This is a genomic window from Streptomyces sp. NPDC057428, from assembly GCF_042803195.1.
In the GTDB taxonomy this organism is placed as follows: Bacteria; Actinomycetota; Actinomycetes; order Streptomycetales; family Streptomycetaceae; genus Streptomyces.
Genome location: NZ_JBHVCT010000084.1, coordinates 1 through 26649, shown reverse-complemented (window position 1 = coordinate 26649; position 26649 = coordinate 1). Strand labels below are relative to the sequence as shown.

The following is a 26649-nucleotide window of genomic DNA, read 5'->3' as shown; positions in this document are numbered from 1 at the left end:
TGCGCACAGTGCGGTGCGAGAACCAAGCACGCGCTCCCCCTTTCTGAACGTATCTACGCGTGCACCGCGTGCGGAGCCGTGTCCCCCAGGGACAACAACTCCGCCCGCGTGATGCTCGTCCGGGCTGGTCTCAACCCGGCTGGTGCTGATGGTGGAAGCCCTCTGGGAGCGCCGCTCCCGGAGGCAGCCTGAGCCAGGAATCCCCCTGCTTCAGCCCGGGGAGGATGTCAAGACACGCCGAACCGGACGGCCAGTTGATCACGCTGCGCCCGTACGAACGCCGCGTCCACCACCGCTCCGTGCCCCGGCACGTACAGCGCGTCCTCGCCGCCCAGCTCCAGCAGCCGGTCGATCGCCGCCGGCCAGTGCGAGGGCACGGCGTCCCGGCCCGCCTGCGGTTCGCCGGACTCCTCGACCAGATCCCCGCAGAGCACCACGACCGGCGAGCCGGGCACCAGCACCGCGAGATCGTGCCCGGTGTGGCCGGGACCCACGTTGGCCAGCAGCACCTGGAGGCCGCCGCCGAGGTCCAGCGTCCACTCGCCGCTGACCTGGTGCCGCGGAGCCACCAGCGCGTCCGCGGCCGCCGTCGCGTCCCGCTCGCTCATCCCGTGCCGCACCGCGTCCGCACGCAGCTCCTCGGCGCCCCGCCCCAGCAGCTCCGCCGTGCCGACGGCGCCGTAGACCTCCGCACCGGCGAAGGCGGCGGTCCCCAGGACATGATCGAAATGGGGATGGCTCAGTGCGATATGCGTCACCCTCCGGCCCAGCAGGGCCTCCGCCTGGGCCCGCACCTCCGCTCCCTCGCGGAGCGTCGAACCGGTGTCGTGGAGCAGCACGGCGTCCGCCCCCGCCACCAGGGTGACGGCCGCGTCCCAGACGGGCAGGCGCCGCCGCCCGATACCGTTGCCCAACCGCTCCCAGCCGAACTCTTCCCAAGAGGCGTCCATACGACGACGCTATCGGCATCGACCTGCGCGGTCCCACGATCGGACCGGCCGGTCGGCCTTGCCCCGGGCCCACCCCACCCCCGTACACTGACCGGGGGATTGCTGGCACTCGAACGCACAGAGTGCCAGGCAGACACCGTAGAACAACAGCTGGAGGTGTGCGCGGTGCTCAGTGAACGCAGACTCGAAGTGCTGCGCGCCATCGTCCAGGACTACGTCGGCACCGAGGAGCCGGTCGGCTCCAAGGCGCTGACGGAGCGGCACAGCCTCGGGGTCTCCCCGGCCACGGTCCGTAACGACATGGCGGTGCTGGAGGACGAGGGCTTCATCGCCCAGCCGCACACCAGTGCGGGACGCATTCCCACGGACAAGGGTTACCGGCTCTTCGTCGACCGGCTCGCGGGCGTCAAGCCCCTGTCGTCGCCGGAGCGCAGAGCCATCCAGAACTTCCTCGACGGCGCGGTCGACCTCGACGACGTCGTGGGCCGCACGGTGCGGCTGCTCGCGCAGCTGACCAGACAGGTCGCCGTCGTGCAGTACCCCTCGCTGACCCGTTCGACGGTGCGGCACGTGGAACTGCTGTCCCTGGCTCCCGCCCGGCTGATGCTCGTGCTGATCACGGACACGGGCCGGGTCGAACAGCGTATGATCGACTGTCCTGCACCGTTCGGTGACACGTCACTGGCCGATCTGCGGGCCCGGCTCAACAGCCGGGTCGTGGGGCGGCGGTTCGCGGACGTCCCGCAGCTGGTGCAGGATCTGCCGGAGTCGTTCGAGAGCGAGGACCGGGGAACCGTGTCGACGGTGCTCTCCGTCCTCCTCGAGACCCTGGTCGAAGAAACGGAGGAGCGGCTGATCATCGGCGGCACCTCCAACCTCACCCGCTTCGGACACGATTTCCCTGTGATGATCCGGCCGGTGCTGGAGGCATTGGAGGAGCAGGTCGTCCTGCTGAAGCTGCTCGGTGAGGCAACGGATTCGGGCATGACCGTACGGATCGGGCACGAGAACGCCCACGAGGGCCTCAACGCCACGTCCGTCGTCGCGGTCGGCTACGGTTCGGGCGACGAGGCAGTCGCCAAACTCGGCGTGGTCGGACCGACCCGCATGGACTACCCCGGAACGATGGGAGCGGTACGCGCAGTGGCACGTTACGTCGGACAGATCCTGGCGGAGTCGTAAGTGGCCACGGACTACTACGCCGTACTCGGCGTGCGCCGCGACGCATCTCAGGACGAGATCAAGAAGGCATTCCGCAGGCTCGCCCGCGAGCTGCACCCGGATGTCAACCCGGATCCGAAGACCCAGGAGCGGTTCAAGGAGATCAACGCCGCTTACGAGGTGCTGTCGGACCCGCAGAAGAAGCAGGTCTACGACCTCGGCGGTGACCCGTTGTCCGCCTCGGGCGGCGGTGGCGGCGCGGGAGGCTTCGGAGCCGGCGGCTTCGGCAACTTCAGCGACATCATGGACGCGTTCTTCGGCACGGCCTCGCAGCGCGGACCCCGTTCGCGCACCCGCCGCGGCCAGGACGCGATGATCCGGCTGGAGATCGACCTCTCCGAGGCGGCCTTCGGGACCACCAAGGACCTCCAGGTCGACACGGCGGTCGTCTGTACCACCTGCAGTGGCGAAGGGGCCGCACCCGGCACCTCCGCGCAGACGTGTGACATGTGCCGCGGCCGCGGCGAGGTCTCCCAGGTCACCAGGTCCTTCCTCGGCCAGGTCATGACCTCGCGTCCCTGCCCGCAGTGCCAGGGCTTCGGCACGGTCGTGCCGACCCCCTGCCCCGAGTGCGCCGGAGACGGCCGCATCCGCTCCCGGCGCACGCTTACCGTGAAGATCCCGGCAGGTGTCGACAACGGCACCCGGATCCAGCTCGCGGGCGAGGGCGAGGTCGGTCCCGGCGGCGGCCCGGCCGGCGATCTGTACGTCGAGATCCACGAGCTGGCGCACCCGGTGTTCCAGCGGCGCGGCGACGACCTGCACTGCACGGTCACCATCCCGATGACGGCGGCCGCGCTCGGCACGCAGGTGCCGCTGGAGACGCTGGACGGCATGGAGGAGATCGACATCAGGCCGGGCACCCAGTCCGGCCAGTCGGTCCCGCTGCACGGACGCGGGATCACGCACCTGCGCGGCGGCGGTCGCGGCGACCTCATCGTGCATGTCGAGGTCATGACCCCGACGAAGATGGACCCCGAGCAGGAACGTCTCCTGCGGGAGCTGTCCAAGCTGCGTGGCGAGGAGCGGCCCACCGGCCAGTTCCAGCCAGGACAGCAGGGACTCTTCTCCCGCCTGAAGGACGCCTTCAACGGCCGCTGAGCCCTGTCACCGCGCCGCCCGCCGGTTCCCCACCGGCGGGCGGTGCGGTGTTTCCACGACAGCCCGTCCGCCCTGTGGAACGGCTGATTCGGCACGGTTCACCGGACATGGCACGATGCGGTCATGCCCTTGGCCCTGACCGATCTCTGCCGGTACCCGATCGTGCAGGCCCCCATGGCGGGCGGCACGTCACGCCCCGGACTGGTGGCTGCCGTGGCGGAGGCCGGAGGACTCGGCTTCCTCGCCGCCGGCTACAAGACCGCGGACGGGATGTACGAGGAGATCCGGGAGATGCGGAGGGCGAGCGCCCGGCCCTTCGGCGTGAACCTCTTCATGCCGCAGCCCTCGGTGGCCGACCCGAGCGCCGTCGAGGTCTACTGCCACCAGCTCGCGGGCGAGGCCACCTGGTACGAGACCCCGCTCGGTGACCCGGACGCCTGCGGCGACGACGGTTACGAGGCCAAGGTGGCGATCCTCCTGGAGGACCCCGTACCCGTCGTCTCCTTCACCTTCGGCTGCCCGGCCCGCGAGGTCCTCGAGGCCTTCGCCGCCGCGGGCACGCTCACCGTCGTCACCGTCACCTCGGTCCAGGAGGCACGCAGCGCCCAGTGGGCGGGGGCCGGCGCCCTCTGCGTGCAGGGCGTCGAGGCGGGCGGCCACCAGTCCACGCACCACGACGATCCGCAGGGCGGCCTCACCGGCACCGGCCTGCTCTCCCTGATCGCCCAGGTCCGCGAATCCGTGACGTCACCCCTCGTCGCGACCGGCGGACTGATGCGCGGCTCCCAGATCACGGCGGTCCTCGCGGCGGGCGCGGACGCGGCGCAGCTCGGCACGGCGTTCCTGCCCTGCCCGGAGTCCGGTGCGCACCCGCTGCACAAACAGGCCCTGACCGACCCGCTGTTCGTGACCACGGCCCTGACCCGCGCGTTCTCCGGCCGCCCCGCGCGCGGACTGGTCAACCGCTTCGTGCGGGAGCACGGGCCTTACGCCCCCGCCGCCTACCCGCAGGTCCATCAGGTGACCAGCCCGCTGCGCAGGGCGGCGGCCCTGACGGGCGACGCCCAGGGCATGGCCCTGTGGGCGGGACAGGGGCACCGGATGGCCCGCGAGATGCCCGCGGGAGATCTCGTCGGGCTGCTCGTCGCAGAAATGGAAGCCGCGCGTGCGGCAGTGAACGTGAGGAGTGCCCCGTGACGGCACCGGTCTTCGTCGTCGAACACCTCCCCAGCGGGCCGGAGTTCGTCCTGGACGGCCCCGAGGGGCGGCACGCCGTCTCCGTGAAGCGGCTGGGCCCCGGGGAGGACGTCGTCCTCACCGACGGCCGCGGCCAATGGGCCGAGGGCGTCGTACGGGCGGCCGAGGGCAAGGACCGGCTCGTCGTCACCGGCCTCGCGAGCGTCCAGGAGGAGCCTGAGCCCACGCCCCGCATCACCGTCGTCCAGGCGCTTCCCAAGGGCGACCGCGGGGAGCTCGCGGTGGAGACGATGACCGAGACCGGCGTCGATGTGATCGTGCCCTGGCAGGCCGCGCGCTGCATCACGCAGTGGAAGGGCGACCGGGGGCTCAAGTCCCTGACGAAGTGGCGCGCCACCGCGCGCGAGGCCGGCAAGCAGTCCCGCCGGGTGCGCTTCCCCGAGGTCACCGGCCTCATGACGACCAGGCAGGTCGCCGCTCTGCTGGCCGGGGCCGACTTCGCCGGGGTCCTGCACGAGGACCGGGACAGCGGCAGCGAGCCGCTCGCCACGGCGGCACTCCCTGGCGGGGGCGGCATCGTGCTGGTCGTCGGGCCGGAGGGCGGCGTGTCCCCTCAGGAGCTGGCGGCCTTCGCCGAGGCGGGCGCGCCCGCCTACCGCCTCGGGCCCAGCGTGCTGCGCACCTCGACCGCCGGCACGGCCGCGGCCGCCCTGCTGATGGGGCGCACCGGGCGCTGGAGCTGACGCCCGGCCGGCTCCGGCGCAGGCACCCACGCCGCTCCGGCGCGGCCGGATAGCATGCCGTTGTACTGATCACGAGGACCGAACGACCGAGGAGACCGGGCCATGGCGGGAGAACCGCAGACCGACTGCCTGTTCTGCAAGATCGTGGCAGGGGGCATCCCGGCGACCATCGTGCGCGAGAGTGATACGACCGTCACCTTCCGCGACATAAACCCCCAGGCGCCCACGCACGTGCTGGTCATCCCCAAGGCGCACTACCCGGACGCCGCCACGCTCGCGGCCGCCGAGCCGCAGATCGCCGCAGATGTGCTGCGTGAGGCAGGTCTGGTCGCCGCGGACGAGAAGCTCACCGATTCGGGATACCGCATCGTCCTCAACACCGGCCACGGCGCCGGGCAGACGGTCTTCCACGCGCACGCCCACGTCCTGGGCGGACGCGGGATGCAGTGGCCTCCCGGCTAGGACCTCCCGCACGGACCGCGCCGGGCCCGCGCCTTCGCACCGGGGCGCCGGCGGCTGCCCGTCGGCTGGGCCGGGCGCGGCCCCGCGGTCCCGGCCAGCCGCAGGACGCACGGCCCGGACCCCGTCCCGTGCGCCCCGATCCGACGAACGACCCCGGAAGCGACCGTGTCCGTAAGAGAACTCGTGGTCCTCGGCACCGCCAGCCAGGTCCCCACCCGCCACCGCAACCACAACGGCTACCTGCTGCGGTGGGACGGTGAAGGCATCCTCTTCGACCCGGGTGAGGGGACCCAGCGCCAGATGCTGCGGGCGGGCGTCGCCGCGCACGACATCGACCGGATCTGCGTCACCCACTTCCACGGCGACCACTCGCTGGGCCTCGCCGGTGTGATCCAGCGGATCAACCTCGACCAGGTCCCGCACCCCGTCACCGCACACTTCCCGGCGAGCGGACAGCACTTCTTCGACCGGCTGCGGTACTCGACCGCCTACCGCCAGACCGTCGAGCTGGCGGAGGTCCCGGTCGCCGCCGACGGGGTGCTCGCCACCACGGCGGCGTACACCCTCGACAGCCGCCGCCTCTCGCACCCGGTCGAGTCCTTCGGATACCGCCTCACCGAACCCGACCGGCGGCGCATGCTGCCCGTAAGGCTTGCCGAGCACGGCATCGCCGGACCGGACGTGGGGCGCATCCAGCGGGACGGTGTCCTGCGCGGCATCCGACTGGAGGAGGTCTCCGAGGAGCGGCGCGGGCAGCGCTTCGCCTTCGTCATGGACACCCGGCTCTGCGACGGCGCGTTCGCGCTCGCCGAGGAATGCGACATGCTGGTCATCGAGGCGACCTTCCTCGACGAGGACAGTCGGCTGGCGGCCGACCACGGTCACCTCACCGCGGGGCAGGCTGCCCGCGTGGCGAAGGAGTCGGGCGTACGGCACCTCGTGCTGACGCACTTCTCGCAGCGCTACAGCGACCCCGACGTCTTCGAGCAACAGGCCAGGGCAGCCGGCTTCGAAGGCGGACTGACCATCGCCCAGGACCTGATCAGGGTTCCCGTACCCACCCGCCACCAGTAACGAGATCACCGTGCACATCCCCAAAGCAGAACTCCACCTCCACATCGAGGGGACCCTCGAACCCGAGCTGGCCTTCGCCCTCGCCGCCCGCAACGGGGTGAACCTCCCCTACGCGGACACCGAAGAGCTGCGCACCGCCTATCTCTTCGACGACCTGCAGAGTTTCCTCGACCTCTACTACGCGCTCATGGCGGTCCTGCGCACCGAGGAGGACTTCGCCGGACTGGCCGACGCCTACCTCACCCGCGCCGCGGCGCAGGGCGTCCGGCACGCGGAGATCTTCTTCGACCCGCAGGCCCACACCGACCGGGATGTGCCGATCGGGACCGTCGTCGAAGGGCTCGGCAGGGCGCTGGAGCAGAGCGAGGAGAAGCACGGCATCTCCACGCAGCTGATCATGTGCTTCCTGCGCGACAAGTCCGCCCGGTCGGCGCTGGAGACCCTGGAGGCCGCGAAGCCCTACCTCCACCGCATCAGCGCCGTAGGTCTCGACTCGGCCGAGGTCGGCCACCCGCCGTCCAAGTTCCGCGAGGTGTACGAGGCTGCCGGGGCCCTCGGGCTGCGCAAGGTCGCACACGCGGGTGAGGAGGGCCCTCCCGCCTACATCCGCGAGGCCCTGGACGTCCTGGGTGTCGAACGCATCGACCACGGACTGCGCGCGATGGAGGACCCGGACCTGGTGGAGCGGCTGGTCGCCGACCGGGTGCCCCTCACGCTCTGCCCGCTGTCCAACGTGCGGCTACGAGCCATCGACGTACTGGAGGAGCACCCGCTGCCCGCCATGATGGCCGCCGGACTGCTCTGCACGGTGAACTCCGACGACCCGGCCTACTTCGGCGGGTACGTCGGAGACACCTTCCACGCCGTCCACGAGGCGCTCGGCCTGGACCGTGAACAGCTGCGCACCCTGGCCCGCAACTCCTTCGAGGCGGCCTTCCTCGACCACGACGAGGAGCGCAGGGCGCGCTACCTCTCCGAGGTCGAGGCGTACGCGTTCGACTGACCGGCCGAGCCGGCGGGGCCGGCGGTCCGGATCGCGCTGCGGACCAGCCGCCTCCGCCGCAGACCGGGCACGCTGATCTCCGTGACCGCCTGCTCCGGCGCACCCAGTTTGGGTACCGCGCCGGGGAGGCTGCCGGTCGTGGCGGCGAGGAGCGCGGCGGGCGCGCCACCCCTGCGGCGGACCGAACCGGACACCAGCGGGCGTCCGCCCGTGTGCAGCGCGACTGCGGTGACCGGGGCGGCGACCAGGAGGGTGACCGCCCCCAGGATCAGGCCCATCACCGCGTAGCCCGCCTGCTGGGAGAGCACGCTCCCCAGCAGGGGGCCGCAGGCCACGCCCACGGACGATGCCGAGCCGGCGAGGACGGCCCAGCGGCCGCGTACGTCCAGCGAGGCTGCCAGACCGATGAGGTAGGACAGGACCACCGGGTAGAAGGTGTTCCACACGATCTCGCCGGTCGCGAACGACCCGAGGCCGTCGGCCGACGAACTGAGCACGATGCTGCCCGCGATGATCATCGTCCCCAGGCCGATCGGTACCGCCCGCCCGAGCCGGGCGCCCAGCATGCCCGCGCCCATGACGCCGAGCAGGCCCGCGCCGAGCGCCGCCGCGAACACGGCCCCGACGGACACCTCGGAAAGCCCCACCTGCACGACACCGATGCGGCTGCTGACGCCCCAGAGGGCGTTCTGCGCCATGGACCAGACGAGCATCCCGCCCGCCAGCACCAGGCCGGAGCGCCGGTGCGGCAGCCGCCCCTGGACTGGTGAGGCCGCACCCGCGGGCGCGGGGCCGCCCAGCCGGGACGTGGCGGGCCAGACGAGCAGGGCGACCAGCGCGATCGACGCGAACGGCAGCCGGTGGCCGCCACCGAGGTGAGGGATCGTCAGGTAGAGGGCGCCCGCCGTCGCCGAGACGCTGAGCAGTCCGAGCGACGACGTCCGGTGCGGGTCGCTCTGCGCCGCGATGCCCGACGCCGCCACGGCGGTCGCCGTGCCGGAGCCGAATCCGCCGACGACGACTCCGAGCACGACCAGTGGCACCGAGGTGGTCAGCGCCGCGCAGCCGTAGCCGAGCCCGGCGAGCACCAGACCGGCGCGCGCCGGTCTGCGCGCACCGTATTTCTCCACACGTCCGGCCAGCGCGAAGCCCGCCGACGCGGAGCTGAGCAGGAGGGCGCTGCCGACCAGGCCGGCCTCGGCCGAACTCAGCCCCAGGTAGGTGCTGAGACGGCCGACGATGGTGGGGAGCAGATAGGCGGCGAGGTAACCGGCGGTGAACACGGCCACCAAGGGCCACGCGGCGCGAGGGCGCGAGGACATGGGCGTTCCTGGAGACATGCCGAAGGAGGCGGAAGAAGGCAGGGGAGGGCGGAGCAGGGGAGGGTGAGGCGCAGAAACACAGGGGAGGGTAAAGCGGGATAAGGCGGGAGAAGCGGCACTCGTCGTCAACTGTCCCGAACGGTGCCCGCGGGCCAATTTGTATCAAGCACGCACAGGCGACGGAAAGTCGGCTCGATGTGATCTGGATCACTCTCGCGTTTATGCAGCGAAAGGCCGGGTAAAAGCGCGTGTTTATGCAGGTGGGGGCGAGTGTGCGCGGACCGGCGCGTGCTCTCCGGATGGCGGCGCGGATCCGGCAGACTGGCCGGATCTCGCACTGATCAGCACTGCCACGGCCGGGAGCGCAAGGTGAGCACAGGTAATCCAGGCATCGACCCGCTGCTCGGGCTGCGCGTCCCCCAGGACCCGGCCTGCGACGTCTTCCTCACCGGCACGGTCTTCCTGGACATCATCTTCACCGGCCTGGACAGCGCCCCCGTACGCGGGACCGAGTCCTGGGCCAGGGGCATGGGATCCAGCCCCGGCGGCGTCGCCAACATGGCCACCGCCCTCGCCCGGCTGGGCCTGCGCACGTCCCTGGCCGCCGCGTTCGGCGACGACCACTACGGCGAGTACTGCTGGGACGCCCTCGAACAGGGTGAGCACATCGACCTGTCCATGTCCCGCACTGTCCCCGGCTGGCACTCGCCCGTCACCGTCTCCATGGCGTACGAGGGCGAACGCACGATGGTCTCGCACGGCCACGAGGCCCCCGACCCCGGTCCGTCCGCGGTGCCCGGCCGCACCCTGCCCTCGTGCCCGCCGCGCGCCCGCGCCGCCGTCGCCTCGCTCACGCCCGGCCGCAGCGAGTCCTGGGTGGCCGATGCGGCCCGGAACGGCGCGATGCTCTTCGCCGACGTCGGCTGGGACGAGACCGGCCGCTGGGACCTGGACGCACTGCCCGATCTCGGCCACTGCCTGGCCTTCCTCCCCAATGCAGAGGAGGCGATGCGCTACACGCGCACCGAGTGCCCGCGCGCCGCGGCCCACGCACTGGCCGAACGGGTCCCTCTCGCTGTCGTCACCCTGGGAGCCGACGGCGCCTACGCGGTGGACGGGGCTACCGGGGCGGCGGCCTCGGTGCCCGCCATCGACGTCGAGGCACTCGACCCCACCGGGGCCGGTGACGTCTTCGTCGCGGGCTTCGTCACCGGGACCCTGGCCGGCTGGCCGCTCGCCGACCGCCTCGCCTTCGCCGGACTGACGGCGGCCCTGTCCGTGCAGGAGTTCGGCGGCTCCCTCTCGGCCCCCGGATGGGCGGAGGTCGCAGCCTGGTGGCAGCAGGTGCGCACCTTCGCCGACCAGGACCCGGCGGCACTGGAGCGCTACGCCTTCCTGGAGGAACTGCTGCCCGCCGCGAGCAGGGCGTGGCCGCTTCGCCGCGCCGTTCCGACCATCGGTTTCCGGCAGTGAAGGGCAGATGATCACCCGGTAAATCTCTCTGCGATGTCGGTGCGGAGTCGTACGCTGGTACTCCAGAGGCCGTCGAGCAGCGACAGCCCTGCAACGGGAGGTATGCGCAGGCCCGAGGGCCGGCCCATGACGCAGTCACCTACACAGCCGCAGGCGACGGCCCGGATCAGCATTCCGGCCGCACACCCCATGGTGATGCTCCTGGGGTCGGGCGATTCGCTGCTGCGCGTGATCGAAACGGCGTTCCCGGCCGCCGACATCCATGTCCGGGGCAACGAGATCAGTGCGACTGGGTCCGCGGCGGACGTCGCGCTGATCCAGCGCCTTTTCGACGAGATGGTGCTGGTGCTGCGCACCGGGCAGCCGATGACGGAGGACGCTGTGGAACGCTCGATCGCCATGCTCAGAGCGAGCGGAAACGGCGACGGTGACGGCGCCGAGACCCCCGCGGAGGTGCTCACCCAGAACATCCTGTCCAACCGCGGACGCACGATCCGTCCCAAGACGCTGAACCAGAAGCGTTACGTCGACGCGATCGACCAGCACACCATCGTCTTCGGCATCGGCCCCGCGGGCACCGGCAAGACCTACCTCGCCATGGCCAAGGCGGTCCAGGCCCTGCAGTCCAAGCAGGTCAGCCGGATCATCCTGACCAGGCCCGCCGTCGAGGCGGGGGAGCGGCTCGGCTTCCTGCCGGGCACCCTCTTCGACAAGATCGACCCGTACCTGCGTCCGCTCTACGACGCCCTGCACGACATGCTCGACCCCGACTCGATCCCCCGGCTCATGGCGGCGGGCACGATCGAGGTGGCGCCGCTGGCCTACATGCGCGGCCGTACGCTCAATGATGCTTTCATCATCCTGGACGAGGCGCAGAACACCAGCGCCGAGCAGATGAAGATGTTCCTCACCCGGCTCGGTTTCGACTCGAAGATCGTCGTCACCGGTGACGTCACCCAGGTCGACCTGCCGAGCGGCACCAAGAGCGGTCTGCGTCAGGTCCAGGAGATCCTGGACGGCGTGGAGGACGTGCACTTCTCCAGGCTCACCTCCCAGGATGTCGTCCGGCACAAGCTCGTCGGCCGTATCGTCGACGCGTACGAGAAGTACGACAACGCAGAGGGCCGCACCGGCCGCAACGGGAAGTAGTCGCAGCGCACCATGTCGATCGACGTCAACAACGAGTCCGGAACCGAGGTCGACGAGCAGGCGATCCTCGACATCGCCCGCTACGCCCTCGCCCGGATGCGGATCCATCCGCTGTCCGAACTCTCGGTGATCGTGGTGGACACCGCCGCCATGGAGCAGCTCCACATCCAGTGGATGGACCTCCCGGGCCCGACGGATGTCATGTCCTTCCCGATGGACGAGCTCCGTCCGCCGGCCAAGGACGACGAGGAGCCCCCGCAGGGACTCCTCGGGGACATCGTGCTGTGCCCGGAGGTCGCCAAGAAGCAGGGCGAGGACGCCGACACGCAGCACTCGATGGACGAGGAACTGCAACTCCTCACTGTCCACGGGGTGCTGCACCTCCTCGGGTACGACCACGAGGAGCCCGACGAGAAAGCTGAGATGTTCGGCCTCCAGGCGGCGATCGTCGACGGCTGGCGCGGCGAGCGCGGCCTGACCGGCCCGTCCCCCGCCCCCACCGTCTCGTGAGCTTCCCCCTCGTCGCGGGCGCGGTCCTGCTGATCGTCGTCGGGTGGCTCGCCGCGTGCGCCGAGGCCGGAATCGCGCGTACCTCCAGTTTCCGGGCGGCCGAGGCCGTGCGCGCCGGGCGGCGCGGAAGCGCCAAGCTCGCGCAGGTCGCAGCCGATCCCACCCGCTATCTCAACGTGGCGCTGCTCGTGCGCGTCGCCTGCGAGACGTCGGCCGGCGTGCTCGTCACCTACGCCTGCCTCCAGGAGATCACCGAGACCTGGGAAGCGCTCGCCCTCGCGGTGGGGATCATGGTCCTCGTCAGCTACGTCGCCATCGGGGTCTCGCCGCGCACCATCGGCCGTCAGCATCCGCTGAACACCGCCACGGCGGCGGCGTACGTGCTGCTGCCCCTGGCCAGGATCATGGGGCCGATCCCGCAGTTGCTGATCCTCCTGGGAAACGCGCTGACGCCGGGGAAGGGCTTTCGTAAGGGGCCCTTCGCCAGCGAGGCCGAACTGCGCGCCATGGTCGACCTCGCCGAGCAGGAGTCGCTCATCGAGGACGACGAACGCCGCATGGTGCACTCGGTCTTCGAGCTCGGGGACACCCTCGTGCGCGAGGTGATGGTGCCCCGCACCGACCTGGTCTGCATCGAGCGGTACAAGACGGTCCGGCAGGCACTCACCCTGGCACTGCGCTCCGGCTTCTCGCGCATCCCGGTCACCGGCGAGAACGAGGACGACATCGTCGGCATCGTCTACCTGAAGGACCTGGTCCGCAAGACGCACATCAACCGGGAGGCTGAGGCGGACCTCGTCTCCACGGCGATGCGCCCCGCCGCGTTCGTCCCCGACACGAAGAACGCCGGTGACCTGCTGCGCGAGATGCAGCAGGACCGCAGTCACGTCGCCGTCGTCATCGACGAGTACGGCGGCACGGCCGGCATCGTGACCATCGAGGACATCCTCGAGGAGATCGTCGGCGAGATCACCGACGAGTACGACCGCGAGCTCCCGCCGGTCCAGGAGCTGGAGAACGGCTGTTTCCGGGTAACCGCCCGACTCGACATCGGCGACCTCGGGGAGCTGTTCGGCCTCGACGCGTACGACGACGAGGACGTGGAGACGGTGGGCGGTCTGCTGGCGAAGGCGCTCGGGCGGGTCCCGATCTCCGGAGCCTCCTCGATCGTCGACCTGCCCGACGGGCGCAAGCTCCGCCTCACGGCGGAGTCCCCGGCGGGCCGCAGGAACAAGATCGTCACGGTGCTGGTGGAGCCGGAGGGAAGCGAAGCGGCATGACCCCCCAGGAACTGCGCAGGTTCTGCCTGGAGTTCAACGCGAGCGCGGAGGAGTTCCCCTTCGGCCCGGACGCCTCCGTCTTCAAGGTCCTGGGGAAGATGTTCGCGCTCAGCGTCCTGGACGCCTCGCCGCTGACGCTGAGCCTGAAGTGCGATCCGGACGAGGCCCTGCGGCTGCGCAAGGAGCACGCCGCGATCGTCCCCGGCTGGCACCTGAACAAGCGGCACTGGAACACGGTGTCGGTCCACGAGCTCCCCGACCGGATGGTCCGGGAGCTGGTCGAGGACAGCTACGACCTCGTGGTGGCCGGTCTGCCGAAGGCGGAACGGCTGCGCCTGGACCGGCCGTAGCGCAAGGATGGAACGCACCCCGTCGCGGAGGGGACCCGCTCCCGATCCGTATGCTCGGCACATGACCGACACCACCGACCTCGGCCCCGAGGACCGCAAGATCGTCACGCTTGCACGCAGCGTCCGTGCCCGCAACGGAGTGCCGGAGGGCGCGGCGGTACGGGACGAGACCGGTCGCACGTACGCCGCGGGCACCGTGGCCCTGGACTCGCTGAAGCTCAGCGCGCTGCAGACCGCCGTCGCGATGGCGGTGGCCAGTGGCGCCACGTCGCTGGAGGCGGCGGCCGTGGTCTCCGAGGCCGGGACGGTGTCCGACGCGGACCGTGCAGCCGTCCGTGACCTGGGCGGGCCGCAGACGCCCGTGCTGCTCGCCGGGGCGGACGGCACGCTCCGCTCCGCCGCCGCGGCCGGCTGATTCGGGGCGGGGGGCGCCCTGCTGTGCATCGCCGCCGCCCGGATCGGGGACAATGGGCGCCATGAGCGCTCGACCGAACACAGAAGCCGCTGCGCAGCAGGCTGAGAACAACGCCCCCCACCGGGCCGGCTTCGCCTGCTTCGTGGGGCGCCCGAACGCGGGCAAGTCCACCCTCACGAACGCTCTGGTCGGTCGGAAGGTGGCGATCACCTCCAACCGCCCCCAGACCACCCGGCACACGGTACGGGGCATCGTGCACCGCGACGACGCCCAGCTGATCCTGGTGGACACGCCCGGCCTCCACAAGCCGCGGACCCTGCTCGGGGAGCGCCTGAACGACATCGTGCGGACCACCTGGGCCGAGGTCGACGTCATCGGCTTCTGCCTGCCCGCCGACCAGAAGCTCGGCCCCGGCGACAAGTTCATCGTGAAGGAACTCGCGGGGATCAAGAAGACCCCTAAGATCGCGATCATCACCAAGACCGACCTCGTCGAGCCCAAGGTGCTCGCCGAGCAGCTGCTCGCCGTCGCCGCGCTGGCCGATGAGCTGGGCTTCGAATGGGCGGAGATCGTGCCGGTATCGGCGGTCAAGGAGGAGCAGGAGCAGGGACGCGGCTCCTCGAACAAGGGCGACGACGGCCGAGGGGCGGGCCAGGTGGGCCTTCTCGCCGACCTCATCGCCCCGCTGCTCCCCGAGAGCCCGCCGCTCTACCCCGAGGGTGACCTCACCGACGAGCCCGAGATGGTCATGGTCGCGGAACTCATCCGCGAGGCCGCGCTGGAAGGCGTCCGGGACGAGCTGCCGCACTCCATCGCGGTCGTCGTCGAGGAGATGCTGCCCCGCGAGGACCGTCCGGCGGACAAGCCGCTGCTGGACATCCACGCGAACGTCTACATCGAACGCCCCAGCCAGAAGGGCATCATCATCGGCCCGAAGGGCAAGCGCCTGAAGGACGTCGGCACGAAGTCGCGCAAGCACATCGAGGCGCTTCTCGGCACCCCGGTCTTCCTGGACCTGCACGTGAAGGTCGCCAAGGACTGGCAGCGCGACCCGAAGCAGCTGCGCAAGCTGGGGTTCTGACGGCTCCCCGGGTCCGCCGCGCAGTGTGCGGCGGACCCGGGGAGCGGTCGCACGAGGCGGGTTCCGGCCGGACCTACGCGCCCTCTCCGAGGACCCGGGAGATCAGCGTCCGCTGCTCCTGGGTGAGCCGTGGGTCCGCACAGTCGACCGTCCGGTCGCCCACGGTGATCCGGTAGTGGAAGCCGTCCGGCACCCCCGCGGGCGGGCCGTCCCGGCCCGCGGCGAGAGCGGCCTCCGCCAGCGACTCCCATTCCGAGGCGTCGGGCCGTCCCGAGGTGTCGACCTCGCCGCGGCGTGCGATGCCGGCGAACCCGCCGGACCGTCTGACCTGAATGCGCATGCGTGATGGCTCCTGCCTGGCCCCGCTCGGACGGTCCCGCCTGTACCTACCCGGTCACCTGGTCGGCACGCCCACCTCCGACCAGGCCTTGAGCACCGCTTCGGCCTCGTCCCCCTCGCCGAACCTGTGCCGCGCCGCCGCGACGGTCAGCTTGGCGAAGTCCGTGAAGGAAGCGTCCTGGGCCGGCTCGCCGCCGGTCAGCACGTCGAACCAGATGCGGCCTGCCCGCTCCCAGGCGTTGCCGCCGAGCGCCGTGGCCAGCAGGTAGAAGGCCCGGTTGGGAATGCCCGAGTTGATGTGCACCCCGCCGTTGTCCTCGTCCGTCTCGACGTAGCCGTCCATCGAGGCGGGCTGCGGGTCCTTGCCGAGCACGTCGTCGTCGTACGCCGTGCCCGGAGCCTTCATGGAGCGCAGGGCGACGCCGCTGACCCGGGGGGCGAGCAGCTCCGCCCCGATCAGCCAGTCGCCCTGCTCCGCGCTCTGGCCCAGCGAGTACTGCTTGACCAGGGCCCCGAAGACGTCCGACACCGACTCGTTGAGCGCGCCCGACTGGCCCTCGTACGCCAGGTTGGCGGTGTACTGGGTGAGTCCGTGCGCCAACTCGTGGGCGATCACGTCGATCGCGAGGGTGAAGTCGAGGAAGATCTCCCCGTCACCGTCCCCGAAGACCATCTGCTCGCCGTCGAAGAAGGCGTTGTTGTACTTCTCGTCGTAGTGCACGGAGCCGATGAGCGGCAGTCCCGCCCCGTCGATCGAGCTGCGCCCGTATTCCGTGAGCAGCAGGTCGAACGTCGCACCGAGCCCCGCGTACGCGCGGTTGACACTGGCGTCCCCGGTGGGTTCGTCGCCCTCGTCGCGGACCTTGCGGCCCGGCAGGTACGTGCTGTGCCGGCAGTCGTACAGGGTGCGGTGGGGCTTGCTGGGGACCGGGGCGGAGGTGACGTGGGCCTGCGGCGTCCGGGCCAGCGCGGTCACCTGCCGGTGGTGGCGCCGGGCCCCGTCGGCCTCCAGGGTGCGTCGGGCGGGTTCGGCCAGGAGCGGGTCGTCCGCCTGGGCGAGCTTGTCGAGGAGGTGGGGCGGAACGATGGTGCAGAAGACGGGCCGGAGCCCGATGTTCGGTCGAGGCTGCATGCAGTCGACTGTGGCACTGAGTCACCGTCTTGTCACTGGTTGCGATCGTTATTGACGAAATAGAGTGATGTATCACCGTTCGGTCTTTACAAGCCGCCGATCCCGCATACTGATACGGACCGACGTATCAGGCATCCCTCGGTTAGTGTTGCCGCATCATGCGTTTCGGGCTGCTCCTTCTTAGCTGCCGCGGCGAGGGCCTGTAGTCGTAGGCCGGCTCCCTCCCCGCGGAGTTCGCCGTTGCCGCGACACAGTCGGCCGCCCCTGCTGGACCTCAGAGGAGCCGTACGCCATGACCCCTGCCAACAACCGTGTGCACGCCGACGCCGCAATCACCCCCGTCGGCGGTCCGACCCCGGTCACCAACGCGAAGCAGCTGCAGAAGCCGTCCGGGATGCCGGTCCACAAGTACCGCGGGTACGAGGCCGTGGACATCGCCGACCGCACCTGGCCCGGCAACCGCATCACGCGGGCTCCCCGCTGGCTGTCGACCGACCTGCGCGACGGCAACCAGGCCCTGATCGACCCCATGTCTCCCGCTCGCAAGCGCGAGATGTTCGACCTGCTCGTACGCATGGGCTACAAGGAGATCGAGGTCGGCTTCCCGTCCTCCGGCGAGACCGACTTCGCGTTCGTGCGCTCCATCATCGAAGAGGGCGCGATCCCCGAGGACGTGACGATCTCCGTCCTGACGCAGGCCCGCGAGGAACTGATCGAGCGCACCGTCGAGGCACTGCGCGGAGCCCACCGGGCCACCGTGCACCTCTACAACGCCACCGCCCCCACCTTCCGCCGCGTGGTCTTCCGCGGTTCAAGGGACGAGGTCAAGCAGATCGCCGTGGACGGCACCCGCCTGGTCATGGAGTACGCGGACAAGATCCTGGGCGACGAGACGATCTTCGGGTACCAGTACAGCCCCGAGATCTTCACGGACACCGAGCTGGACTTCGCCCTGGAGGTCTGCGAGGCGGTCTGCGACGTGTGGCAGCCGGAGGAGGGCCGCGAGATCATCCTCAACCTGCCCGCCACGGTGGAGCGTTCGACACCGTCCACCCACGCCGACCGCTTCGAGTGGATGTCCCGCAACCTGACCCGCCGGCCGTACGTCTGCCTGTCGGTCCACCCGCACAACGACCGCGGTACGGCAGTCGCCGCCGCGGAACTGGCGATCATGGCCGGCGCCGACCGCATCGAGGGCTGCCTGTTCGGCCAGGGTGAGCGCACCGGCAACGTCGACCTGGTCACCCTGGGCATGAACCTGTTCTCGCAGGGCGTCGACCCGCAGATCGACTTCTCGCAGATCGACGAGATCCGCCGCACCAGCGAGTACTGCAACCAGATGGAGGTCCACCCGCGCCACCCCTACGCGGGCGACCTGGTCTACACGTCCTTCTCCGGCTCCCACCAGGACGCCATCAAGAAGGGCTTCGACGCCATGGAGGCCGACGCGGCCGCCCGGGGCGTGACCGTCGACGACATCGAGTGGGCCGTCCCGTACCTGCCGATCGACCCGAAGGACGTCGGCCGTTCCTACGAGGCCGTCATCCGCGTCAACTCGCAGTCCGGCAAGGGCGGCATCGCCTACGTCCTGAAGAACGACCACAAGCTGGACCTGCCCCGCCGGATGCAGATCGAGTTCTCCCGGATCATTCAGGCCAAGACCGACGCCGAGGGCGGCGAGGTCACACCGGCGCAGATCTGGTCGGCGTTCGCGGACGAGTACCTGCCCAACCCCGAGAACGCCTGGGGGCGTGTACAGATCCGGTCCGGCCAGACGACGACCGGTTCCGACGGGCAGGACACCATCACCGTCGAGGCCACGGTCGACGGCTCGGACACGGTGCTGACCGGCACGGGCAACGGCCCGATCTCCGCGTTCTTCGGAGCGCTGCAGGCCATCGGCATCGACGCCCGCCTGCTGGACTACACCGAGCACACGATGAGTGAGGGCGCGAGCGCACAGGCGGCCTCCTACATCGAGTGCGCGATCGACGGCAAGGTGCTGTGGGGCATCGGGATCGACGCCAACACCACGCGCGCCTCGCTGAAGGCGGTCGTATCCGCGGTCAACCGGTCGGCCCGCTGACACCACCGCGCGGCATCCCGGACACACGTACACGAACGGGTGCCGCAATCCACGGCAGAAGAGCCCCGTCCGCCCGCCGAGGGCGGGCGGGGTTCGGCCATCTCCGGGGGTTGTGACGTCCGGAATGCTGACGCCGCAACACGTATGTGGCTAACATCACGTCCAACGCGGCAATGTTGCCGTGGAGTTACGGAGGTGTGCGACGTGCGGACAGCCAAAGGACAACGCGCCACAGGACTGCGCATCTGCGGCATCCGCACCGCCTGGGAAACCGTCGGCGACGGCGAGTTCTTCTGCCCCGGCTGCGGGGGCGACCGCAACTACCGGCGCCTCACCGGACGCCATCGTCTGACCGTCCTCGGCCTGCCGCTGCTCCCCCGGGGCAGTGCGGGGCCCGTCGTCGAGTGCGCCGCCTGCCGCACGCACTTCGGGACCGACGTCCTGGACCACCCCACCACCACCCGCTTCTCCGCGATGCTGCGGAAGGCCGTGCACACCGTCACACTCGCCGTGCTCGCCGCGGGCGGCACCACCTCCCGCACGGTCCTGGAAGCCGCGGCGGCCACGGTCCGCGACGCGGGTCTCGACGACTGCACCCAGGAGCAGCTCTTCACCATCGTCGAAGTGCTCGCCGCCGAGACCGGGGCGGCGGGCGATGGCGGTCCAGCGGCAGAGGCGTGCGGGGCCGCCCTCGCCATCGAGCTGCACGAGGCCCTGAAGCCCCTCGCACCGCACCTGGCCACGACGGGCCGGGAAGCGGTCCTGCTGCAGGGCGCCAGGATCGCGCTCGCGGACGGGGCGTACAACCAGGCGGAGCGCGAGGTGCTCACCGCGGTGGGCGGCGCGCTGAGACTCCGCCCGGCCGACACGGCCGCCCTGCTGGCGGCAGCCGCCCGTACGCCCTCCTAGGGCCTCCTGAGGGCCCTGGCGGCGCGGTGCCCAGCCCGGGGCCCCGCACCCTTGGCCGCGCCGGTGCTCCCGTGGGCGACAATGGGCGCATGAGCTTGTTCCGGGACGACGGCGTCGTGCTGCGTACGCAGAAGCTGGGCGAGGCCGACCGGATCATCACGATCCTGACCCGCGGCCACGGCCGGGTGCGCGCCGTTGCCCGCGGGGTGCGCCGCACCAAGTCCAAGTTCGGGGCGCGGCTCGAACCCTTCTCCCACGTGGACGTGCAGTTCTTCGCGCGCGGCAGCGAACTCGTCGGCCGCGGCCTCCCGCTGTGCACGCAGAGCGAGACGATCGCTCCGTACGGTGGCGGGATCGTCTCCGACTACGGCCGCTACACCGCCGGCACCGCCATGCTGGAGACCGCCGAGCGGTTCACCGACCACGAGGGCGAGCCGGCGGTCCAGCAGTACCTGCTGCTGGTCGGCGGCCTGCGGACCCTCGCGCGCGGCGAGCACGCGCCGAACCTGATCCTGGACGCGTTCCTGCTGCGCTCGCTCGCCGTCAACGGCTACGCCCCCAGCTTCGACGCCTGCGCCAGGTGCGGAATGCCCGGACCGAACCGGTTCTTCTCCGTCGCGGCAGGCGGCGTCATATGCGCCGACTGCCGGGTACCCGGCAGCGTCGTACCCTCGGCGGAGGCCGTCGAACTGCTGAGCGCTCTGCTCACCGGTGACTGGGAGACGGCGGACGCGTGCGAGGCGCGTCATGTCAGGGAGGGGAGCGGACTCGTGTCCGCCTACCTGCACTGGCATCTGGAGCGCGGTCTGCGCTCGCTGCGGTACGTAGAGAAGTGACAGAGGGAGACGAGAGAAGCCCATGGCAGTACGCGGGATGCTCGGCGGCCGTAACCGGCGTGAGTACAAGACCCCTGAGCCGCACCCCTCCGGCGCCACCCCGCCGAAGATCCCCGGCGAGCTCGTGCCCAAGCACGTGGCCGTCGTGATGGACGGGAACGGCCGCTGGGCCAAGGAGCGGGGACTCCCGCGCACCGAGGGCCACAAGGTCGGTGAGGGCGTCGTCATGGACGTCCTCAAGGGCTGCATCGAGATGGGCGTCAAGAACCTCTCGCTGTACGCGTTCTCCACCGAGAACTGGAAGCGCTCGCCGGACGAGGTGAAGTTCCTCATGAACTTCAACCGCGACGTCATCCGCCGCCGCCGCGACGAGATGGACGAGCTCGGCATCCGCATCCGCTGGGTGGGCCGCATGCCCAAGCTGTGGAAGTCCGTCGTCCAGGAGCTCCAGGTCGCACAGGAGCAGACGAAGGACAACGACAGGATGACGCTGTACTTCTGCGTCAACTACGGCGGCCGGGCCGAGATCGCCGACGCCGCGCAGCGCATCGCCGAGGACGTCGCCGCGGGCAGGCTCGACCCGTCGAAGGTCAACGAGAAGACGTTCGCGAAGTACATCTACTACCCGGACATGCCGGACGTGGACCTCTTCGTGCGCCCCAGCGGCGAGCAGCGCACGTCCAACTACCTGATCTGGCAGAGCGCTTACGCCGAGATGGTCTTCCAGGACGTCCTGTGGCCGGACTTCGACCGCCGCGACCTGTGGCGCGCCTGCCATGAGTTCGCCAAGCGCGACCGGCGCTTCGGAGGCGCCGAGGAGATCGCGCAGGGCTGAGAGCCTGTCGGGTGACCTCTGATCGGGCGGTCACGCCCCGGCACGCACGCTTCCCGCGTTGCCGAAATGCCCTAGTAGCTCCGCTACGAGGACACTCCGGCGCCTTGGAATCGCACGCACCGGACCGCGCCCACTTTCCGATCGAAGGCCACCCGACAGGCTCTGAGACGGCACGGCGGGGCCCCGGTGCCGGGGCCCCGCCGGGTTCACTCCTTCGCGGCCGCGCAGTCCGCGCAGGTCCCGAAGATCTCCACCGTGTGGGCCACGCTCACGTAGCCGTGCTGCGCGGCGATGGTCTCGGCCCACTGCTCCACCGCCGGGCCCTCGACCTCGACGGCCTTCCCGCAGACGCGGCACACCAGGTGGTGGTGGTGGTCACCCGTCGAGCAGCGCCGGTAGACGGCCTCGCCGTCCGTGGTGCGCAGGACGTCGACCTCACCGGCGTCGGCGAGGGACTGGAGAGTGCGGTAGACGGTGGTCAGCCCGACCGAGTCGCCCCTGTGCTTGAGCACGTCGTGCAGGTCCTGGGCACTGCGGAACTCGTCGACCTCGTCGAGCGCCGCCGCGACCGCCGCCCGCTGCCGGGTGGACCGGCCGCGCACCGGAGCCGCGTTCGTGCCACTGATCGGCGCCGTCGCCACAGCTGCCTCCTCGTGTCGCCCGTGCGTGTGTCGGGCCATTGTGCCAGCCCGTCCCGTCGTCACGGTCACACCTGCACGTCGTCCTTGGCCGGGCGGGCCGCCGGTACTTCAAGGGTGCACCGGGCCGCCTCGGCCTCGCTTCCTCGCGCACGCCTGCGCGCCAGCGGCGTGGCGAGCGCGGTGAGCAGGACGAAGGCGGCGATGGCCATGAGCACGATCGTCGCGCCCGGCGGTACGTCCTCGTAGTACGAGGTCACGGTGCCGGCCAGGGTGACGGACGTACCGATGACGACGGACAGTACGAACGTCACCTTGAAGGACTTCGCGATCTGCTGCGCGGCGGCGACCGGCACCACCATGAGGGCGCTGACCAGCAGCAGGCCGACGACCCGCATCGCCACGGTGACGGTGATCGCGGCCGTCACCGCGACCAGCAGGTTGAGCGCGCGCACCGGCAGCCCGGTGACGCGGGCGAACTCCTCGTCCTGGCTGACGGCGAACAACTGCCTCCGCAGTCCCAGCGTGACGAGCACGACGAAGGCGGCGAGCACCACGATCGCGGTGACGTCCTCCTCGGAGACCGTCGACAGCGAACCGAAGAGGAACGACGTCAGGTTGGCGTTGGATCCGGTGTCCGAGAGGTTGATCAGCAGCACCCCGCCCGCCATGCCGCCGTAGAAGAGCATGGCCAGGGCGATGTCGCCGCGGGTGCGTCCGTACCAGCGGATCAGCTCCATCACGACCGAGCCGGCCACGGCGACGAGCGTGGCCGTCCAGACGGGGCTCGTGGAGAGCAGGAAGCCGAGGCCGACACCCGTCAGGGCGACGTGCCCGATGCCGTCGCCCATCAGGGCCTGGCGGCGCTGGACGAGGTAGATGCCGATGGCGGGCGCGGTGATGCCGACCAGGACGGCGGCGAGCAGGGCCCGCTGCATGAAGGGGGGGTTCAGGAATTCCAGCATGATCAGGTCAGCAGTCCCGTCCGGACGGGCTCGGTGGCCGCGTGGGGGTGTACGTGGTCGTGGCCGGGCAGGGCGTGCTGGCCCATGGCCTCGGGGGGCGGCCCGTCGTACATGACGCAGCCGTCGCGCAGGACGATCGCCCGGTCGATCAGAGGTTCCAGTGGCCCGAGCTCGTGCAGGACGAGCAGGACCGTGGCCCCGTCGGCCACCTGGTCGCGCAGCGTCGTGGCGAGGATCTCCTGGCTGACGAGGTCGACGCCCGCCATCGGCTCGTCCATGATCAGCACCTCGGGTTCGGAGGCGAGCGCACGGGCGATCAGGACGCGCTGGTGCTGGCCTCCGGAGAGGGCGTCCACGGAGTCCTTCGCGCGGTCGGCGAGGCCTACGAGCCCGATCGCACGGTCCACCGCCGCCCGGTCCGCCCGGCCCAGCAGTCCGAGCTTCGTGCGGGACAGCCGCCCGGAGGCGACGACCTCGCGGATCGTGGCCGGGACACCGCCGGCCGCGGTGGTGCGCTGCGGCACGTAACCGATGCGGGCCCACTGGCGGAAGCGGCGCAGCGGCGTGCCGAAGAGCTCCACGGTGCCGCCGGTCAGCGGGACCTGGCCGATGACGGAACGTACGGCGGTGGACTTGCCGGAACCGTTGGCGCCGAGCAGCGCCACGACCTCGCCGCGGTTGACGGCGAGGTCCACGCCGCGCAGCACGGGGCGCGCGCCGAGCGTCGCCGTCGCTCCGGACATCCTGATCACGGGTTCGGGCGTACTCGGCTCGGGCACAGTTGCCTCCGGTGCTGCTGCGGATACGGGTGCTTCGTGGGTCACTTCGCGCCGAGCGCCTTCTGCAGCGCGGTCAGGTTGGACTTCATGACCTCGATGTAGTCAGCACCCGCGGACTTGTCCGTGATTCCCTCCAGCGGGTCCAGGACGCCGGTCTTCAGGCCGAGGTCCTTGGCCAGGGTCTTTGCGGTCTTGTCGCTGGCGAGCGTCTCGAAGAACACGGTGGTGGCGTTGCTCTTCACGGCGACGGAGTGGATGTCGTCGATCCGGGCCGGGCTGGGTTCGGCCTCGGGGTCGATGCCGGCGATGCCCTCCTGGGTGAGGCCGTAGCGCTCGGCGAGGTATCCGAAGGCGGAGTGGGTGGTGATGAACGTCCTGGTCGCGGTGGACTTCAGCCCGGTCGCGTACGCCGTGTCCAGCTCCTTCAGCCGGCCGACCAGGGTGTCCGTGTTCTTCCGGTAGTCCGCGGCGTGGCCGGGGTCGGCCTTCTCCAGGGACTTGCCGACGCCCTTGGCCACTTCGGCGTACTTCACGGGGTCCAGCCAGATGTGCGGGTCCAGGCCCCCCTCCTCGTGGCCGTGCTCCTCGCCCTCGTCGTGGCCGTGGTCGTGGCCGACCTCGGAGCCGTGGCTCTCGAGGCCGGTCAGCTTCGACGCGTCCACGGTGTTCTCCACACCGGCCTGCGCGACCGCGTCGTCCACGGCGGGCTGGACGCCCTTGAGGAACAGGATGTAGTCGGCGTCGCTCAGGCCACCGATCTGCCGGGGGGAGAGCTCCAGATCGTGCGGCTCGGCGCCGGGCTTCGTGAGGGTGGTGACGGAGACGTGTGTCCCGCCGATCTCCTCGGCGAGGAACTGCATCGGGTAGAAGGACGCCACCACGTCCAGCTTGCCGTCTTTCCCTCCCTCGGCCGCGTCGGACGAGGAGCAGGCGGAGAGCGCGGTGAGGCCGAGGGCGACTGCTCCGGCGACGGCGGCTGTGGGTATCAGGCGGCGTACGTTCATGACAGTCATTTTCAACAAAACTGGAAACGATTGTCAACAAGGCTGATGAGATGCCCGGATCGCAGCGCTGGTACCGCTATGCGCCCCACCGATTTGATCCGGGGGGTGCGCCCGCCGGTAATCTGGGGCATTCGCCTGCCCGCCTCGCGAACATCCCCTCAGCGAGGCGCTCCGCGCCGCCCCTGTCCAGTTCCGCCGTCGTAATGAAGAGAGCACCGTGGCCGCCGACAAGATCGACACCATCGTCAGCCTGAGCAAGCGCCGTGGCTTCGTCTATCCCAGCAGTGAGATCTACGGCGGCCAGAAGGCCGCCTGGGACTACGGGCCCCTGGGTGTCGAGCTGAAGGAGAACCTCAAGCGCCAGTGGTGGCGCTACATGGTCACCGCGCGCGAGGACGTGGTCGGTCTCGACTCGTCGGTCATCCTTGCCCCCGAGGTCTGGGTCGCCTCCGGACACGTCGCCACGTTCTCCGACCCGCTCACCGAGTGCACCTCGTGTCACAAGCGCTACCGCGCCGACCACCTGGAGGAGGCGTACGAGGAGAAGCACGGCAAGCCGCCCGTCAACGGCCTGGCCGACCTCAACTGCCCCAACTGCGGCAACAAGGGCACCTTCACCGAGCCCAAGGCGTTCTCGGGGCTCCTGTCCACCCACCTCGGCCCGACGCAGGACACCGGTTCGGTCGCCTACCTGCGTCCCGAGACCGCCCAGGGCATCTTCACCAACTTCGGCCAGGTGCAGCAGACCTCGCGCAAGAAGCCGCCGTTCGGCATCGCGCAGATGGGCAAGTCCTTCCGCAACGAGATCACTCCGGGCAACTTCATCTTCCGCACGCGCGAGTTCGAGCAGATGGAGATGGAGTTCTTCGTCAAGCCGGGCGAGGACGAGCAGTGGCAGGAGTACTGGATGGAGCAGCGCTGGAACTGGTACACCGGCCTGGGCCTGCGCGAGGAGAACATGCGGTGGTTCGAGCACCCGAAGGAGAAGCTCTCCCACTACTCCAAGCGCACCGCTGACATCGAGTACCGCTTCCGCTTCGGCGGCAGCGAGTGGGGCGAGCTGGAAGGCGTCGCGAACCGCACGGACTACGACCTCAAGGCGCACTCCGAGGCCTCCGGCACGGACCTCGTCTACTTCGACCAGGAGAAGGGTGAGCGCTACACGCCCTACGTCATCGAGCCCGCGGCCGGTGTCGGCCGCTCGATGCTGGCCTTCCTCCTCGACGCGTACAACGAGGACGAGGCACCCAACGCCAAGGGCGTCATGGAGAAGCGCGCCGTCATGCGCCTCGACCCGCGCCTGGCGCCGGTCAAGGTCGCGGTCCTGCCGCTGTCCCGCAACGCGCAGTTGTCGCCCAAGGCCAAGGGCCTCGCCACCGACCTGCGCCAGAACTGGAACATCGAGTTCGACGACGCCGGTGCCATCGGCCGCCGCTACCGCCGTCAGGACGAGATCGGTACGCCGTTCTGCGTCACCGTCGACTTCGACACCCTGGACGACAACGCGGTGACCGTGCGCGAGCGCGACACCATGAAGCAGGAGCGCGTCTCCCTGGACCAGATCCAGGGCTACCTCGGCTCCCGTCTGCTGGGCTGCTGATTGCGGTAACCCCCGTGACGAAGCCCCCGGTTCCGGCGTACGGAACCGGGGGCTTCGTGCACACTGGGCGAACTCGTCCACAGGGGAGGCCAGGATGCCGTCCATCCCTGATCTTGCGTGGGTATCCCCGGCTTCAGCCGGGGAGGGAAACGCATCCCGAGACCGGAGGCGCGCAGCGCCGGAGCTCTTTGCGCC

At 70.5% G+C, this 26649-nt stretch carries 27 protein-coding genes and 1 pseudogene; 20 read left to right on the top strand and 8 right to left on the bottom strand.

Features of this window, described 5'->3' with window-relative positions; translation table 11 throughout:
* A pseudogene (locus ACFU5K_RS25570) lies at window positions 1-192 on the top strand (RNA-guided endonuclease TnpB family protein); the annotation flags it as partial.
* 35 nt (window positions 193-227) lie between these two features.
* Here the strand turns inward: ACFU5K_RS25570 and ACFU5K_RS25565 are convergent.
* Window positions 228-950 carry an MBL fold metallo-hydrolase gene (locus ACFU5K_RS25565; protein ID WP_384065676.1) on the bottom strand — a complete coding sequence of 241 codons (723 nt, stop codon included), beginning with the start codon at window positions 948-950 and terminating at the stop codon, window positions 228-230.
* A 165-nt stretch (window positions 951-1115) separates the two neighbouring features.
* Here ACFU5K_RS25565 and hrcA point away from each other — a divergent pair, with 165 nt between their 5' ends.
* The 7 genes from hrcA to ACFU5K_RS25530 all read left to right on the top strand — a co-directional run bounded on the left by hrcA (window position 1116) and on the right by ACFU5K_RS25530 (window position 7751).
* Entirely contained in the window at window positions 1116-2132 is a 1017-nt protein-coding gene (gene hrcA, locus ACFU5K_RS25560; RefSeq protein ID WP_327118802.1) for a heat-inducible transcriptional repressor HrcA, read from the top strand.
* The gene (dnaJ, locus tag ACFU5K_RS25555; RefSeq protein ID WP_384065673.1) at window positions 2133-3272 is read left to right on the top strand and encodes a molecular chaperone DnaJ; all 1140 of its coding nucleotides are present in this window, start codon (window positions 2133-2135) and stop codon (window positions 3270-3272) included.
* Between the two features lie 123 nt (window positions 3273-3395).
* Window positions 3396-4469, top strand: a complete 1074-nt coding sequence (locus ACFU5K_RS25550; RefSeq protein WP_384065671.1) for a nitronate monooxygenase — start codon at window positions 3396-3398, stop codon at window positions 4467-4469.
* A complete protein-coding gene (locus ACFU5K_RS25545; RefSeq protein ID WP_384065669.1) occupies window positions 4466-5212 on the top strand; it encodes a 16S rRNA (uracil(1498)-N(3))-methyltransferase in 747 nt (248 codons plus the stop codon). The genes ACFU5K_RS25550 and ACFU5K_RS25545 overlap by 4 nt, the downstream gene beginning before the upstream one ends.
* A gap of 102 nt (window positions 5213-5314) precedes the next feature.
* Window positions 5315-5674 (top strand): histidine triad nucleotide-binding protein, encoded by a 360-nt coding sequence (locus tag ACFU5K_RS25540; RefSeq protein WP_384065667.1) that lies wholly within the window; start codon window positions 5315-5317, stop codon window positions 5672-5674.
* Between the two features lie 165 nt (window positions 5675-5839).
* On the top strand, window positions 5840-6748 hold the full coding sequence (locus ACFU5K_RS25535; RefSeq protein WP_384065665.1) for a ribonuclease Z: 909 nt from the start codon (window positions 5840-5842) through the stop codon (window positions 6746-6748).
* A 10-nt stretch (window positions 6749-6758) separates the two neighbouring features.
* Window positions 6759-7751: an adenosine deaminase gene (locus tag ACFU5K_RS25530; protein WP_384065663.1), complete on the top strand. Its 993-nt coding sequence runs from the start codon at window positions 6759-6761 to the stop codon at window positions 7749-7751.
* On the opposite strand, the gene ACFU5K_RS25525 is transcribed toward ACFU5K_RS25530, so the two are convergent.
* Window positions 7715-9073, bottom strand: coding sequence for an MFS transporter (locus ACFU5K_RS25525; protein WP_384065661.1), 1359 nt, complete (start codon window positions 9071-9073; stop codon window positions 7715-7717). The two genes, ACFU5K_RS25530 and ACFU5K_RS25525, sit on opposite strands and share 37 nt — an antisense overlap.
* A gap of 369 nt (window positions 9074-9442) precedes the next feature.
* Here ACFU5K_RS25525 and ACFU5K_RS25520 point away from each other — a divergent pair, with 369 nt between their 5' ends.
* The 7 genes from ACFU5K_RS25520 (at window position 9443) to ACFU5K_RS25490 (ending at window position 15331) form a co-directional block, all read left to right on the top strand.
* Window positions 9443-10546: a carbohydrate kinase family protein gene (locus tag ACFU5K_RS25520; protein WP_384065659.1), complete on the top strand. Its 1104-nt coding sequence runs from the start codon at window positions 9443-9445 to the stop codon at window positions 10544-10546.
* Window positions 10547-10672: 126 nt separating this feature from the next.
* Entirely contained in the window at window positions 10673-11695 is a 1023-nt protein-coding gene (locus ACFU5K_RS25515; protein ID WP_384065657.1) for a PhoH family protein, read from the top strand.
* A 12-nt stretch (window positions 11696-11707) separates the two neighbouring features.
* On the top strand, window positions 11708-12205 hold the full coding sequence (ybeY, locus tag ACFU5K_RS25510) for an rRNA maturation RNase YbeY (RefSeq protein WP_056785341.1): 498 nt from the start codon (window positions 11708-11710) through the stop codon (window positions 12203-12205).
* Complete coding sequence (locus ACFU5K_RS25505) at window positions 12202-13485, top strand: hemolysin family protein (RefSeq protein ID WP_384065655.1); 1284 nt, start codon at window positions 12202-12204, stop codon at window positions 13483-13485. Before ybeY ends, ACFU5K_RS25505 begins: the two co-directional genes overlap by 4 nt.
* Window positions 13482-13835: an MmcQ/YjbR family DNA-binding protein gene (locus tag ACFU5K_RS25500; protein WP_384065653.1), complete on the top strand. Its 354-nt coding sequence runs from the start codon at window positions 13482-13484 to the stop codon at window positions 13833-13835. The genes ACFU5K_RS25505 and ACFU5K_RS25500 overlap by 4 nt, the downstream gene beginning before the upstream one ends.
* Before the next feature lie 61 nt (window positions 13836-13896).
* Window positions 13897-14250 (top strand): cytidine deaminase, encoded by a 354-nt coding sequence (locus tag ACFU5K_RS25495; protein ID WP_384065651.1) that lies wholly within the window; start codon window positions 13897-13899, stop codon window positions 14248-14250.
* 52 nt (window positions 14251-14302) lie between these two features.
* A complete protein-coding gene (locus ACFU5K_RS25490) occupies window positions 14303-15331 on the top strand; it encodes a GTPase Era (protein ID WP_384065649.1) in 1029 nt (342 codons plus the stop codon).
* 73 nt (window positions 15332-15404) lie between these two features.
* On the opposite strand, the gene ACFU5K_RS25485 is transcribed toward ACFU5K_RS25490, so the two are convergent.
* Together ACFU5K_RS25485 and ACFU5K_RS25480 are read right to left on the bottom strand one after the other, a co-directional pair.
* Window positions 15405-15671: a protealysin inhibitor emfourin gene (locus ACFU5K_RS25485; protein ID WP_384065647.1), complete on the bottom strand. Its 267-nt coding sequence runs from the start codon at window positions 15669-15671 to the stop codon at window positions 15405-15407.
* A gap of 54 nt (window positions 15672-15725) precedes the next feature.
* Complete coding sequence (locus tag ACFU5K_RS25480) at window positions 15726-16802, bottom strand: M4 family metallopeptidase (protein WP_384065645.1); 1077 nt, start codon at window positions 16800-16802, stop codon at window positions 15726-15728.
* A gap of 292 nt (window positions 16803-17094) precedes the next feature.
* Here ACFU5K_RS25480 and leuA point away from each other — a divergent pair, with 292 nt between their 5' ends.
* From leuA to ACFU5K_RS25460, 4 genes are all read left to right on the top strand, one after another.
* Complete coding sequence (gene leuA / locus ACFU5K_RS25475; protein ID WP_384065642.1) at window positions 17095-18888, top strand: 2-isopropylmalate synthase; 1794 nt, start codon at window positions 17095-17097, stop codon at window positions 18886-18888.
* 204 nt (window positions 18889-19092) lie between these two features.
* Window positions 19093-19797: a TerB family tellurite resistance protein gene (locus tag ACFU5K_RS25470; RefSeq protein ID WP_384065640.1), complete on the top strand. Its 705-nt coding sequence runs from the start codon at window positions 19093-19095 to the stop codon at window positions 19795-19797.
* A gap of 89 nt (window positions 19798-19886) precedes the next feature.
* Window positions 19887-20633: a DNA repair protein RecO gene (gene recO / locus ACFU5K_RS25465; protein ID WP_327118840.1), complete on the top strand. Its 747-nt coding sequence runs from the start codon at window positions 19887-19889 to the stop codon at window positions 20631-20633.
* A 22-nt stretch (window positions 20634-20655) separates the two neighbouring features.
* On the top strand, window positions 20656-21468 hold the full coding sequence (locus ACFU5K_RS25460; RefSeq protein WP_384065638.1) for an isoprenyl transferase: 813 nt from the start codon (window positions 20656-20658) through the stop codon (window positions 21466-21468).
* A 206-nt stretch (window positions 21469-21674) separates the two neighbouring features.
* Here the strand turns inward: ACFU5K_RS25460 and ACFU5K_RS25455 are convergent, their stop codons facing one another.
* From ACFU5K_RS25455 to ACFU5K_RS25440, 4 genes are all read right to left on the bottom strand, one after another.
* Window positions 21675-22109 (bottom strand): Fur family transcriptional regulator, encoded by a 435-nt coding sequence (locus tag ACFU5K_RS25455; protein WP_384065635.1) that lies wholly within the window; start codon window positions 22107-22109, stop codon window positions 21675-21677.
* Window positions 22110-22174: 65 nt separating this feature from the next.
* Complete coding sequence (locus ACFU5K_RS25450; protein WP_384065680.1) at window positions 22175-23074, bottom strand: metal ABC transporter permease; 900 nt, start codon at window positions 23072-23074, stop codon at window positions 22175-22177.
* On the bottom strand, window positions 23074-23814 hold the full coding sequence (locus ACFU5K_RS25445) for a metal ABC transporter ATP-binding protein (protein ID WP_384065678.1): 741 nt from the start codon (window positions 23812-23814) through the stop codon (window positions 23074-23076). The genes ACFU5K_RS25450 and ACFU5K_RS25445 overlap by 1 nt, the downstream gene beginning before the upstream one ends.
* Before the next feature lie 77 nt (window positions 23815-23891).
* On the bottom strand, window positions 23892-24854 hold the full coding sequence (locus tag ACFU5K_RS25440; protein ID WP_384065633.1) for a metal ABC transporter substrate-binding protein: 963 nt from the start codon (window positions 24852-24854) through the stop codon (window positions 23892-23894).
* A gap of 217 nt (window positions 24855-25071) precedes the next feature.
* On the opposite strand from ACFU5K_RS25440, the gene ACFU5K_RS25435 reads away from it, so the two are divergent.
* A complete protein-coding gene (locus ACFU5K_RS25435; RefSeq protein ID WP_384065631.1) occupies window positions 25072-26454 on the top strand; it encodes a glycine--tRNA ligase in 1383 nt (460 codons plus the stop codon).
* The last annotated feature ends 195 nt before the right edge of the window (window positions 26455-26649 follow it).

Bases quoted from the DNA above. Each gene is read 5' to 3' on its own strand.
- ACFU5K_RS25565 (WP_384065676.1), bottom strand. From the start codon at position 950: ATGGACGCCTCTTGGGAAGAGTTCGGCTGGGAGCGGTTGGGCAACGGT.
- ACFU5K_RS25550 (WP_384065671.1), top strand. From the start codon at position 3,396: ATGCCCTTGGCCCTGACCGATCTCTGCCGGTACCCGATCGTGCAGGCC.
- ACFU5K_RS25540 (WP_384065667.1), top strand. From the start codon at position 5,315: ATGGCGGGAGAACCGCAGACCGACTGCCTGTTCTGCAAGATCGTGGCA.
- ACFU5K_RS25525 (WP_384065661.1), bottom strand. From the start codon at position 9,073: ATGTCCTCGCGCCCTCGCGCCGCGTGGCCCTTGGTGGCCGTGTTCACC.
- ACFU5K_RS25515 (WP_384065657.1), top strand. From the start codon at position 10,673: ATGACGCAGTCACCTACACAGCCGCAGGCGACGGCCCGGATCAGCATT.
- ybeY (WP_056785341.1), top strand. From the start codon at position 11,708: ATGTCGATCGACGTCAACAACGAGTCCGGAACCGAGGTCGACGAGCAG.
- ACFU5K_RS25500 (WP_384065653.1), top strand. From the start codon at position 13,482: ATGACCCCCCAGGAACTGCGCAGGTTCTGCCTGGAGTTCAACGCGAGC.
- ACFU5K_RS25495 (WP_384065651.1), top strand. From the start codon at position 13,897: ATGACCGACACCACCGACCTCGGCCCCGAGGACCGCAAGATCGTCACG.
- ACFU5K_RS25490 (WP_384065649.1), top strand. From the start codon at position 14,303: ATGGGCGCCATGAGCGCTCGACCGAACACAGAAGCCGCTGCGCAGCAG.
- ACFU5K_RS25485 (WP_384065647.1), bottom strand. From the start codon at position 15,671: ATGCGCATTCAGGTCAGACGGTCCGGCGGGTTCGCCGGCATCGCACGC.
- ACFU5K_RS25480 (WP_384065645.1), bottom strand. From the start codon at position 16,802: ATGCAGCCTCGACCGAACATCGGGCTCCGGCCCGTCTTCTGCACCATC.
- leuA (WP_384065642.1), top strand. From the start codon at position 17,095: ATGACCCCTGCCAACAACCGTGTGCACGCCGACGCCGCAATCACCCCC.
- recO (WP_327118840.1), top strand. From the start codon at position 19,887: ATGAGCTTGTTCCGGGACGACGGCGTCGTGCTGCGTACGCAGAAGCTG.
- ACFU5K_RS25460 (WP_384065638.1), top strand. From the start codon at position 20,656: ATGGCAGTACGCGGGATGCTCGGCGGCCGTAACCGGCGTGAGTACAAG.
- ACFU5K_RS25445 (WP_384065678.1), bottom strand. From the start codon at position 23,814: ATGTCCGGAGCGACGGCGACGCTCGGCGCGCGCCCCGTGCTGCGCGGC.
- ACFU5K_RS25440 (WP_384065633.1), bottom strand. From the start codon at position 24,854: ATGAACGTACGCCGCCTGATACCCACAGCCGCCGTCGCCGGAGCAGTC.